Source organism: Streptomyces sp. NRRL F-5135, assembly GCF_000719775.1.
Lineage (GTDB): Bacteria > Actinomycetota > Actinomycetes > Streptomycetales > Streptomycetaceae > Streptomyces > Streptomyces hebeiensis.
Map to the genome: position 1 here is coordinate 1 of NZ_JOHR01000002.1, position 11,586 is coordinate 11,586.

Genomic DNA, 11,586 nt, shown 5'->3' on the forward strand with positions numbered 1-11,586 from the left:
CTGCAGGGGGGACCCTGTGGGAGAGTAGGACGCCGCCGAACAATTGTTGTGGGTATGCCCCGTGTTGAAGGAGCCTGTGGTTTCTTCGGTGCGGGGCATGCCTGCGTTTACAGGACGGCGCGGCCCGGCCCACTCCCTCCCGTCGCGCGTCTACCCACCGGTAGCGAAGCGCTCTACGCTGTCCGGCCATGACAGACGCGCGGTTGCGGCACGGTCGGGCCTCTCTGGCGCTGAGCTTCCTCGCGCAAGGAGCGACCTTTGCCCTGCTCGTGACCCGTATCCCCGCCATCCAGGACCGGTACGGGATATCCGACGCGCTCCTCCCGGCCTTCCTCGCGGCGGTTCCCGTCCTCGCCGGGGCAGGCAGCGTCGTGGCCGAGAAAGTTGTCGCCCGGGTGCCGCCGGCTGTCGTGCTGCGCTGGTCGCAGCCCGTCGTCCTGCTGGCGTTGCTCGGTGTCGGGGCCGGCGACGCGTTGTGGCAGATCGCCGTCGCCCTCGGGGTGTTCGGGCTGGCGGTGGGTGGGCTGGACGCGTCGATGAACATGCTCGGGGTGAGTCTTCAACGCGCGTACGGGCGCAGCATCATGCTCGGTTTCCACGCCGCGTACAGCCTGGGCGGGATCGCGGGGGCTTCTCTCGCGTGGGGCGGTGCGCACTGGGAGCTGTCGCTGCTCGTGTCGTACCTGCCGGTGGTGGCGGTGTTGCTGCCGGCCGCTCTCGTCGCCAGCCGTTGGTACGTCCATGGCCATGCGGGGCAGCCGACGGCGAGCGGTGGCGGTGGTCGTGGCACTGGCACTGGCACCGGCAGTGGCAGTGGCAGCGAGGAGACCGGCGCCTCCGTGCCGTTCCGGTTGTTGCTGCCGCTGTGTCTTGTGATGTCGTTCGCCTACATCGGCGACTCCACCGTCTCGAACTGGAGCGCCAAGTACCTCCAGGACGTGCTGGGCGGCTCCGAGGAGTTGGCGACCGTTCCCTACAACGCGTACATGGTCACCACCCTGTTGGGACGGGCGGTCGGGGATCTGGGGGTGCGGCGGTTCGGGCCGGTGGCCGTCGTGCGGGCCGGGAGTGTGCTGGCGGGGGCAGGGTTCGCCGTGGTGGCGCTGGCGCCGGGGGCCTGGACGGGGATCGTCGGGTTCACGATGCTGGGGCTCGGGTTGTGCGTGATCGTGCCGCAGACCTTCGCCGCCGCCGGGCGGCGGGCCTTCGAGGCGCACGGTCCGGCGGCCGGGGACGCGGCGGTGGCCCGGCTGAACATCTTCAACTACGTCGGGTTTCTGATCGGATCGCCGCTGGTGGGCGCGCTCGGGGACGCGTGGAGTTATCGCGGAGCCATGCTCGTACCGATGGTGATGGTCCTGGTGACGCTCGGCTACGCCCGCTCGTTCGCGACCGGTCCCGCCCGATACGGTGGCGGGCATGAGCGGCCGCGCACGGTTGATGTGGGATGACGCAGTAACGGGATACGACTTCGGGTCCAGCCATCCGATGGATCCGGTGAGACTCGCGCTGACCATGGAGTTGGTGCGGGCGTTCGGGCTCGACCGGGTGGTGGATGTGGTCGCCGCGCCGGCCGCCGGGGACTCCACGCTCCGGCTCGTTCACCACCAGGCGTACGTGGACGCGGTGCGGCGGGCCTCGCGGGACCCTCGGGGCGCCGACCAGTCGTACGGCCTGGGCACGGTCGACGATCCGGCCTTCGCCGGCATGCACGAGACATCGGCTCTGATCGCCGGGCAGTCGGTCGGCGCCGCGGAGGCGTTGTGGCGCGGGGAGACCGCGCACGCGGTGAACTTCGCGGGCGGACTGCACCATGCGATGCCCGGCTCGGCGTCGGGCTTCTGCGTCTACAACGACCCGGCCCTGGCGATCGCGCGGCTGCTGGAGCTGGGCGCGGAGCGGGTCGCGTACGTCGATGTGGACGTCCATCACGGGGACGGTGTCCAGACGGCGTTCTGGGAGGATCCGCGCGTCCTGACGGTGTCGCTGCACGAGCATCCGCGCACGCTGTTCCCGCAGACCGGCTGGCCGGAGGAGACCGGGGCCGGGGCAGGGGAGGGCAGTGCGGTGAACGTGGCGCTGCCGGCCGGGACGGGGGACGAGGGCTGGCTGCGGGCGTTCCACTCGGTGGTGCCCGAACTGCTGGCGGACTTCCGGCCGGAGGTGCTGGTGACGCAGCACGGGGCGGACACCCACTTCGAGGACCCGCTGGCGCACCTGGCCGTGTCGCTCGACGCGCAGCGGGCCGTACAGGCGTCCTGCCACGACCTGGCGCACGACTACGTCGAGGGCGGCCGGTGGCTGGCGCTCGGCGGCGGCGGGTACGCGGTGGTGGACGTGGTGCCCCGGTCCTGGACGCATCTGGTCGCGATCGCGGCGCACGCTCCGGTCGAGCCCGAGTCGGCGGTGCCGTCGTCGTGGCGGGACGCGGTGTACGCACGGACCCGGCAGCTCGCTCCCGGCCGGATGACGGACGGGCGGACGCCGGAGTGGCAGCCGTGGGACGCCGGATACGATCCGGCGGACCGGCTGGACCAGGCGATCCTGGCGGCGCGCAAGGCGGCGTTCCCGTTGCGGGGGCTCCTGGCGTGAGGAACCCGTGAGGAACCCGTGAGGACCTGTGAGAACCGACGTGCGGGCGGGCCGAGGCGCGGCGTACGGCCGGAATGTTCCTACGGGCCACGGGCCCCGGACCCCGGCGCGCGGCGCGTGGCGTGCGGAGTGGTGAAGAGCGGGGCGGGCGTCGCCTCGTTACGCCAACCGTGCGGCGTCTCCGTCGTTCCGCCCTCCCGCCCTTTTCCCGACCGGCAGGATCAGCAGGGTGTTGAGCACCGGAGCGCTGCGGGCGCATCTGCTGGCGGCCAGGCTGGCCGGACCCGTGGCGACCTCGCGCGAGGCGAGTCTGCGCAGTTACCGTCTCTTCGCGGCCCGTGATCCTCGTGTGATGCTCGGACTCGATCCGGAACGGGCATGGGGGGAACGGGACTTGCTCGGGCTGATGGCCGACAAGTGCGGAGTCTCGGGCGATCCCGGCCATGTGTCCGGGCCCGATGTCATCGATCCCGAGCGGACGCTGACCGCGCTGGACGCGTTCGCGCGGCGGTTGCGGGGGGTGATGACGAGGGGCGCCCCGGTGCTGTTCGGGACCGGGCATCCGCACCGGCTGCTGGAGTTCTACGCAGGTCTGGCAGACGCTTTGTCGGCGGCGGGCTGTGTTGTCCTCACCCCGGCGCAGGGGCGATGTATCGACATAACGACGCGGTTCGGGGTACGCACGTACGCCCTCGACTACGTACGGGGGGTCGCGCTGGTGCGGGAGCCGGGGGTGGTGCACGCCGGGAGTGCGACCGGCGCGCACACACATTCGCCGCTGCCGGTACGGGTCGCCCTGGAGGGTCTGGCGGAGGCCGGCGGGCCGCTCCCCGAGTTGGTCGTCGGGGACCACGGCTGGGTCTGCGGGGCAGGTCAGCTGGGCATTGAGGCCATCGGTCTGGCCGATACGGACGACCCCGCGCTGTTCGTCGGAGAGGCGGAGGGACGGGTGTCGGTGGCCGTGCCGGTCGATGACGCCGTGCGGTCCGCTTACTACCGCCCGCTTACTCGCTATGTACTCAATCGGGCGTGTCTGTCACAGTAGCGGGCCGATGGCTGCTCCTCTTCCCCACTCGCATCACCCGCCCCTACTCTGGGTGTGAGCGCACAGCGACGAAGAGTCACCGGAGGGGAAGCCGGTGGCCGTCGTGTGCGGAAGGTACAGGTGGGTCATGGCTGCTGGCAGCGAGAGGCCTCTCAACGAGGTCAAGTTCCTTACCGTGGCGGAAGTCGCCGCGGTGATGCGAGTGTCGAAGATGACCGTGTACCGCTTGGTGCACAGCGGTCATCTGCCGGCGATCCGGGTGGGGAGGTCATTCCGGGTGCCGGAGCAAGCGGTTCACGAGTACCTCCGCGTGTCCTTTGTGGGGGTGGAATCGGCCTAGTGCCCCTCCCGGTGGCACCAGGACGGGGCAGCGACGTCCCGCGGATTACGTCCCTCACTCGGCGGCGGGTAGGCTAGGCCGACGTAGGTCGTGTGGGCCCAGACGCCCCGCACCGAGTGAAGAGAAGTGAGCGAGGGTAGTCGTGGGCTCTGTTATCAAGAAGCGGCGCAAGCGGATGGCCAAGAAGAAGCACCGCAAGCTGCTCAAGCGCACCCGCGTTCAGCGTCGCAACAAGAAGTAAGCGGCAGCTGTTCGTGCATTCGCGGCCCTCTCACCGGCACGGTGGGAGGGCCGCGGTGTTGTCGTCGGGTGTCGCCGTGTCGCTGCCGCGGTGCCGGGCGGAGAGCCGCGTGCCGGCCCCGGCCCGCGTGACAGCCGGGTGGAGGAGCGCGGTCTCCTGACGGCGGGCCGCGGCAGGGGCGCGGGGTCCGGCTCTGTTCGGCCGAATCGGCCCGTGACGCGGCGTACGGTCACCCCGGCGCGATATCGAGCGGTTACGGTGACCCCGCTACGGTGAGGCCGTGGCCGGAACGAGGGAAAGGCGCTGATCGTGGGCAAGGTCGTGCTCGTGACCGGGGCGGCCCGGCAGCTCGGAGGCCGTTTCGTACGGCGCGTGGGACGTGCGCCCGGGGTGGACCGGGTGATCGCCGTGGACGCCGTTCCGCCCGAGCACGATCTGGGTGGCGCGGAATTCGTCCGGGTGGACATCCGCCGGCCCGCCATAGGGCGGGTGCTGGCCGAGCACGCGGTCGACACCGTCGTCCACATGGATGTGACGGGCACTCCGCTGGGCACCGGTGGCCGGGCGGCGGTCAAGGAGACCAATGTCATCGGCACGATGCAGCTGCTGGGCGCCTGCCAGAAGTCACCGGCCGTGCGGCGGCTGGTGGTGAAGTCCAGTACGAGCGTGTACGGCTCGGCGCCGCGCGATCCGGCGGTCTTCACCGAGACCACCGTGCCGAAGTCGCTGCCGAGCGGCGGATTCGCCAAGGACACGGTGGAGGTCGAGGGGTACGTACGTGGTTTCGCGCGCCGCCGGCCCGACGTGGCGGTGTGCGTGCTGCGGTTCGCCAACATCCTGGGCGCCTCGGCGGACTCCCCGCTGGCCGAGTACCTCTCCCTGCCCGTCCTGCCGACGGTCTTCGGCTACGACCCGCGCCTTCAGTTCGTCCACGAGGACGACGTCGTGGAGGTGCTGCTGCTGGCGTCGGACGAGCCGAGGCGTGCCACGCTCAACAGCGGGACGTTCAATGTCGCGGGTGACGGCGTGCTGCTGCTGTCGCAGTGCTCGCGGCGGCTGGGGCGGCCCACGGTGCCCGTGCCGCTGCCTGCCGTGAACTGGGTGGGCACGGCGCTGCGCACGGTCGGGGTGAGCGACTTCTCGCCGGAGCAGATCAGGCTGCTGACCCATGGGCGGGTCGTCAGTACGGTCCAGATGCGGGAGACACTGGGGTTCGAACCCGCGTACACGACCGCGGAGGCGTTCGCGGACTTCGCGCGCGGTCAGGGGGACGGGCTGCTGCCGCCCGAGACCGTGGCCCGTACGGTCGACCGGCTCTCCACCCTCGTCAGCAAGGAGCTCATCCGACATGGCTGATGCCAAGGTCATTCCCTTCGGTGAGGAGCCGAGGGCGAGGCGTGGGTCCGCCGGTGGCCGGCGGACCCACGCCAAGGACAGTGCCGCGAAGCGCCCGCAGGGGCCGGGGCAGGCCCAGGGGGCGGGCCGGAAGCCCGGGCCGCTGGTGCCCGTACCGGAGCCGGAGCCGGGCGTGGACACGGGTGCCGGGGCGGCGGACGAGGCCGTCGGCGTCGGCGTGGGGGCGGAGGGCGCTCCGGGCCGGGGCGTACGGGACGGACAGGACGCCGGGGACGGGCGGGGAGCCCGGGAAGCGCGTGACGGTGCGTCGGGCGCGTCAGGAGGGCCGTCGGCGTCAGGAGAGTCCGCGGCCGCCGCGGCCGTCCTGGAGGCCGCGGCGGCGCTGGAGGGGCCCGGGGCGGGCGGTCTGCCGGCCGGGCGGGGACCGGACGACGGGAGCGGCTGGGAGCGGCGGCTCGCGGGCGGCCTGGCGTTCCTGCGCCGACGGCTCACCGGTGACTACGAGGTCGACGAGTTCGGGTACGACGAGGAGCTCACCGACCAGGTCCTGATGTCGCTGATCCGGCCGCTCTACGAGAACTACTTCCGGGTCGAGGTGAAGGGCGTCGAGAACATCCCGTCGGAGGGGCCGGCGCTCGTGGTGGCCAACCATTCGGGGACGCTGCCGATGGACGGGCTGATGATGCAGGTCGCCGTGCACGACCACCATCCGGCGGAGCGGCATCTGCGCCTGCTGGCCGCGGATCTGGTGTTCGTGCTGCCGGTGGTCAACGAACTGGCGCGCAAGGCCGGGCACACCCTGGCGTGTACGGAGGACGCGGAGGCGCTGCTGGGGCGGGGCGAGGTCGTCGGGGTGATGCCGGAGGGCTTCAAGGGTCTCGGCAAGCCGTTCGGCGAGCGGTACAAGCTCCAGCGGTTCGGGCGGGGCGGGTTCGTCTCCACGGCGCTGCGGGCGGGGGCGCCGATCGTGCCGTGCTCGATCGTGGGGGCGGAGGAGATCTACCCCATGATCGGTAACTCGCGGACGCTGGCGCGGCTGCTGGGGCTGCCGTACTTCCCCCTCACGCCGACGTTCCCGTGGCTGGGGCCGCTGGGCGCGTTGCCGCTGCCGACGAAGTGGACGATCCAGTTCGGGGAGCCGATCGCGACGGACGGCTATCCGCCGGAGGCGGCGGAGGACCCGGTGCTGATGTTCAACCTGACGGACCAGGTGCGGGAGCAGATTCAGCACACGCTGTACAAGCTGCTGGTGCAGCGGCGGTCGGTGTTCTTCTGACGGCCGTCTGCCGCAGGCCGTCTTCTGTAGGCCGTCTTCTGTAGGTCGTTTTCCGAGAGGCCCGCGGGCGCGGGGGCGCGGCGCCGCCCGGTGGGGGAGCGCCGCGCCCGTTCCGTTACTGGTCCGAGTCGCCGGACCTGAGACCGAGGCCGGGCAGCAGGTCCGGGAGCAGCGGCGGGATCGTGATGTCCGGGGCCGGGCCTCCCTGGTGTTCGTCGGTCTCCTTGTTCTCGGAGGGCGACGGGGGGACGCTGTTCGCCGGGGGATCGAAGAGGCCGCCGGTGCTGCCGCCGAGCAGGCCTTCCTCCGGTGTGCCGGCCGAGTCGGGGGCCGAGGGCTCGGCGGGCTCGCGCCGTTCGGGCCGGTGGGGGCGGCTGTCGTCGGTGTGGCTGGGCGACGAGGACACGGGCCGCTCCTCCGGCGGGCCGGACCCGGGGGCGCTCTGGGAGGAGCCCGGGTGCGTCACGTCCCTGTGTGTCTCCGAGGGGCGTGGCAGCAGTGACCGGAGCGGTGCGACCTCTTCGTCTATGGCGTCGAACACCGAACTCACCTCGTCGCCGACGTCGGTCAGCTGGACCGGGAGCCGGTCGCGCAGCCCGTTCCACGTCTGGCGGTGCGAGCTGGAGAACGAGGAGAGCGTGGCGATCGGGGCGATCGAGCCGTCCTTGTCGTAGGCCTGGCGGAGCAGCCGGTGGCCCTCGGTGACGTCGCGCTTCATCCCGCTGAGCGTGCGCCGGATCTCCGTCAGGGACTCGTGGTCGAGCCGCCCGGAACGGTCGCGCTCCATCAGCCGACGGGCCTCGCCGAGGCGGGTCGAGGCGTGGTCGAGGTAGAGCTCGCCCCGGTCGGACTCACCGTCCGCCAGGTTGAGCTTGAAGTCCTCCATGCCGCGCTTGAGCTGGTACAGCGAATCACCGGGCAGGGCGTCCGAACTGGCAGCGGCCACCCCCCCGAAGGCGCCCGCGGCCACACCGACCGTGAGCCCGCCGGCGGCGATTCCCTTGGACCAGCGGGATCTCGGGCGCAGCTTCCGCAGGGTCGAGGCGCGGTGGGTGTTCCGGGCAGAGGTTCGCTGCTCGGGCACCGTAGGGCCCGGGGATCCGTCCGTGGTGGCGGACCCCTCCCGTTCTCGCAGCATGGTTTCCATGGCGGCCACGAGTTGGGCTCGTTGCACCACCTTGGCCTCGGGGTCCAGCGTGGGCTTCGGCAGTTCACCGAGGCCGCGTGCCAGGGCCAACAGCCGCCCCTGTTCGGCCGGTTCGGCCGACTCGGCGGGCTGTTCGGCCGCCGCGCCCTGGACCTTCTCGTCTTCCAGGGCCTGGGCGAAGGCGTTCGCCCGCCGGTGTGCCGAAACGTTCGCGATCACTGGCGGCACCTCCTCTCGTCATGACGATCGACTCCCCCGGGGGCCGGATGGTTGCGCGTCCCGCACACAACCACACGTGTGAGTGAGTGGCTGTGGACATGACGCGACCGCAGGGAGTCTGCATTCCGCACAACGAGCGGCGCGGCACTTGGGTTACGCGCTGAGGATGATCGGACCAGTGCGTCATCGGGGCGTCACCAACGGTGAGTTGAGTCCGTTGGAGAGAGGGCCGGGACGGACCGGAACCGGCCGGGACGGAGACGAGGGGCGAGGACCGAGGTGCGAGAGGGGTGTGTGCGGTGCCGTGCGGAGGGCGGCGTTCGGAAGGCGGAACGGGGCGAGGACGGTGCGGGTGTGTCTGTGGCCGGTGGGTGCCTGCGCGTGGGTACGAGCCGGGGCCGGCCGGGAGGCGCCGACGGGGACCGGCCGGGAGGCGCCGGACCGGCCGGGGCGTCAGCGGGCGTCCTCGGGGAGCAGCCGGGCCAGGGTGCGGACGGCCCGGTACTGCAAGGTTTTGATCGCTCCTTCGTTCTTGCCCATGACCCGGGCGGTCTCGGCGACCGAGAGGCCCTGGAGGAAACGCAGCGTGACGCACTCCTGCTGCTGCGGATTGAGTTTCCGTACGGCTTCGAGCAGCGCGGCGTTCGAGAGCGACTCCAGGACGGAGTCCTCCGGGCTGCGTTCGACCTCGTTGGCATCGAGCATTTCGCCCGTGGTCACTTCGAGTCGGAAGCGGCTCGACTTGAAGTGGTCGGCGACCAGGTTTCGCGCGATCGTGACCAGCCAGGCGCCGAAGTCACGGCCCTGATAGGTGAACGTGGAGATCCGGCGCAGGGCGCGCAGGAACGTCTCGCTGGTGAGGTCCTCCGCGGTCGCCTTCCCGCCCACGCGGTAGTAGATGTAGCGGTAGACGGTGTCGCTGTACTGGTCGTACAGCCGGCCGAAGGCTTCGGCCTCCCCGGCTTGCGCGCGCTCGACCAGCTCCATCATGCGCGCGCTGTCGCTGTCGGCGGTGGGCCGACGGGCGGCCGGTGCGGCGGTGGAGGCGGCGGCGCTGTTCCGGCCGCCTCGCCTGCCGACCGCCGCACCGCCGTTCGCCAGGGCGTAACAAGGACCGATCGGGCCGCTCACGGCAGGGGCCGGTGCGGCGAGGGCGGGGACGGCGTACGCGGTGGGGACGAAGCCGCGCAAGTGGTCGAGGACCGTTGCGCGCAGCGTAGCCAGGCCCGAGGCGTCAACCCCGACGTGTGGGTACACGGGACTCCCAGAGGCAGAGCTTCCATCACGTGCAGTGCGGGACCGTGCACCCGCCGTGGCGACGTGTGGGGTCCGGTATGCGTCTGAGGAGAATAACGCTTCGTACAGGGAGTGCTACACCCAGTTGCTCAAATCATCGATTACGTCGCTTCCGTGCCGCCTAGGAGGCGGATCTAGTAGCACATCGTGACCGTTTATTGATCGGATTGCGTCAACATCTGCCTGCTGAGGCGATGGGTTATGCCTGAGTGACGACCGGGATACCGGCGTGTCGTCCGGTTGTCAGAACACCGGATTCGCACACGCGCATCCGTGTGCGGAGGCGCGCGGAGGGGGCGTACGGGGCTCGCCCGGAGCGTTCACGCGGTGTGGAGAAACGATCTTCGGCCGCGCGTGTCGTCGGGGCGGGGAGGGCGTGGGCGGCGGGGCGGGGTGTCGCGCCCGCCGGCGACGGTGGCGGGCGGGCGCGGCCCGTGGCGGCTCAGCGGCGGCGGCGGTGCAGGGCTACGGCGGCGGCCGTGCCGCCCGCGATGGCGCCCACGCCGGCCGCTGCCGGGATGCCGACCTTGGCCGCCTTGCGCCCGGTGCGGTAGTCGCGCAGCCGCCAGTCGAGCCGGCGCGCGTGCTTGCGGAGCTTGGTGTCGGGGTTGATCGCGTACGGGTGGCCGACCAGCGACAGCATCGGGATGTCGTTGTGCGAGTCGCTGTACGCCGCGCAGCGGTCCAGGTCGAAGCCCTCGGCGGCGGCCAGCGCCTTGACCGCCTCGGCCTTCGCGGGGCCGTGCAGCGGCTCGCCGACGAGTTTGCCGGTGTAGACGCCGTCGACCGACTCGGCGACGGTGCCAAGGGCGCCGGTCAGTCCGAGCCTGCGGGCGATGATCGTGGCGGTCTCCACGGGCGCGGCCGTGACCAGCCAGACCTGCTGGCCCGCGTCGAGGTGGGCCTGGGCGAGGGCGCGGGTGCCGGGCCAGATGCGGGCCGCCATGTACTCGTCGTAGATCTCCTCGCCGATGGACATCAACTCCGCGACGCGGTGGCCCTTGACGATGGACAGGGCGCTGTCGCGGGCGTCCTGCATGTGCTCGGGGTCCTCGACGCCGGCGAGCCGGAACCACGCCTGCTGCCAGGCGAACCGGGCCAGCTCGCGGCGCTGGAAGAACTTCCGCTTGTACAGGCCGCGGCCGAAGTGGAAGAGCGCGGCGCCCTGCATCACGGTGTTGTCGAGGTCGAAGAAAGCGGCGGCGCGGACATCCCCGACGACGGGGAAGTCCGGTGTCCCGGCGGCCTCGTCCGCGGCGGTGCCGCCGGCCCCGGCGGCCCCGGTGGTCAGTACGTTCAGCGATTCCTGCGTGGACTTGAGTCCAGCCTCGGCTGCGGCCTCGCCCGCGAGCACGCTCCGGGCTGTGGCGGAGCGCCTACGAGGGGTGAGCCATCCCAGTGCGGCCATAGCGTGAGCATAGCCAGTCCGTTCGGTGCCTCCTGACGGGTGGGCATGCCGAGGGGTGAACTCTCCGCGACCGGTGCGTTAATCCGCTGATCGACCGCGGGCTGTGGACAACCGGCGGCCGGGGGCCTTGCGCGGGCGGAGAATGGGGGCCATGAGTCCACTGTTGCGGCGCACGACGAAGAAGAAACCGGGCGAGCGGGTGGTGACGCTCGTCTCCAGGCCGGGGTGCCATCTGTGTGACGACGCCCGGACGGTCGTCGAGGAGGTGTGCGCGCGGACCGGGGCGTCGTGGGAGGAGAAGGACATCACCCTCGACGAGGAACTGCACCGGAGGTACTGGGAGCAGATTCCGGTTGTCCTGGTGGACGGCGAGCAGCACACCTTCTGGCGGGTGGATCCCGACCGGTTGCGCAAGGAACTGGAGGGCTGACGTCCGGCGGAGGGGACGGTGTCCGCGACGGGGAGGAGGGCGGCGCGGTGGGCGGAGCTGGGTGACGGCATGGGCATGACGTGCGCCACGGGGGACCGAATACCTCGGGCGGTTTCCGGGGAGCGGTCCCCGGAAAGACTCCGGGGTGGTCTCGGGGGCGGGTTCGTGAGGAGTGTGCGTGGTTTTGCCCCCTTCGTGTGTGCAACGGGCTGATGCGTTGGCTGGTTCCGTGTTGG

At 71.4% G+C, this 11,586-nt stretch carries 11 protein-coding genes; 8 read left to right on the plus strand and 3 right to left on the minus strand.

Annotated features, from left to right (window positions below):
- The first annotated feature begins 188 nt into the window (after positions 1-188).
- The 7 genes from IG02_RS0103790 to IG02_RS0103820 all read left to right on the plus strand — a co-directional run bounded on the left by IG02_RS0103790 (position 189) and on the right by IG02_RS0103820 (position 6,850).
- Positions 189-1,451 (plus strand): MFS transporter, encoded by a 1,263-nt coding sequence (locus IG02_RS0103790; protein ID WP_030741802.1) that lies wholly within the window; start codon positions 189-191, stop codon positions 1,449-1,451.
- Positions 1,420-2,592 (plus strand): acetoin utilization protein AcuC, encoded by a 1,173-nt coding sequence (locus IG02_RS0103795; protein WP_030741805.1) that lies wholly within the window; start codon positions 1,420-1,422, stop codon positions 2,590-2,592. Before IG02_RS0103790 ends, IG02_RS0103795 begins: the two co-directional genes overlap by 32 nt.
- Before the next feature lie 229 nt (positions 2,593-2,821).
- The gene (locus IG02_RS0103800; RefSeq protein ID WP_030741807.1) at positions 2,822-3,637 is read left to right on the plus strand and encodes a phosphatase; all 816 of its coding nucleotides are present in this window, start codon (positions 2,822-2,824) and stop codon (positions 3,635-3,637) included.
- Between the two features lie 127 nt (positions 3,638-3,764).
- A complete protein-coding gene (locus IG02_RS0103805) occupies positions 3,765-3,977 on the plus strand; it encodes a helix-turn-helix domain-containing protein (RefSeq protein WP_158712231.1) in 213 nt (70 codons plus the stop codon).
- 142 nt (positions 3,978-4,119) lie between these two features.
- A complete protein-coding gene (locus IG02_RS38680) occupies positions 4,120-4,218 on the plus strand; it encodes a 30S ribosomal protein bS22 (RefSeq protein WP_003948845.1) in 99 nt (32 codons plus the stop codon).
- 309 nt (positions 4,219-4,527) lie between these two features.
- The gene (locus IG02_RS0103815) at positions 4,528-5,574 is read left to right on the plus strand and encodes an NAD-dependent epimerase/dehydratase family protein (RefSeq protein ID WP_030741812.1); all 1,047 of its coding nucleotides are present in this window, start codon (positions 4,528-4,530) and stop codon (positions 5,572-5,574) included.
- Positions 5,567-6,850, plus strand: a complete 1,284-nt coding sequence (locus tag IG02_RS0103820) for a lysophospholipid acyltransferase family protein (protein ID WP_030741815.1) — start codon at positions 5,567-5,569, stop codon at positions 6,848-6,850. Before IG02_RS0103815 ends, IG02_RS0103820 begins: the two co-directional genes overlap by 8 nt.
- Before the next feature lie 115 nt (positions 6,851-6,965).
- On the opposite strand, the gene IG02_RS0103825 is transcribed toward IG02_RS0103820, so the two are convergent.
- From IG02_RS0103825 to IG02_RS0103835, 3 genes are all read right to left on the minus strand, one after another.
- Positions 6,966-8,216 carry a DUF5667 domain-containing protein gene (locus IG02_RS0103825; protein WP_030741817.1) on the minus strand — a complete coding sequence of 417 codons (1,251 nt, stop codon included), beginning with the start codon at positions 8,214-8,216 and terminating at the stop codon, positions 6,966-6,968.
- A gap of 453 nt (positions 8,217-8,669) precedes the next feature.
- Positions 8,670-9,473 carry an ECF subfamily RNA polymerase sigma factor, BldN family gene (locus IG02_RS0103830; protein WP_030741818.1) on the minus strand — a complete coding sequence of 268 codons (804 nt, stop codon included), beginning with the start codon at positions 9,471-9,473 and terminating at the stop codon, positions 8,670-8,672.
- 481 nt (positions 9,474-9,954) lie between these two features.
- Positions 9,955-10,920, minus strand: a complete 966-nt coding sequence (locus tag IG02_RS0103835) for an HAD family hydrolase (protein ID WP_030741820.1) — start codon at positions 10,918-10,920, stop codon at positions 9,955-9,957.
- A 151-nt stretch (positions 10,921-11,071) separates the two neighbouring features.
- Between IG02_RS0103835 and IG02_RS0103840 the strand changes: the two genes are divergently transcribed.
- Positions 11,072-11,350 carry a glutaredoxin family protein gene (locus tag IG02_RS0103840; RefSeq protein WP_030741822.1) on the plus strand — a complete coding sequence of 93 codons (279 nt, stop codon included), beginning with the start codon at positions 11,072-11,074 and terminating at the stop codon, positions 11,348-11,350.
- Positions 11,351-11,586 lie beyond the last annotated feature (236 nt).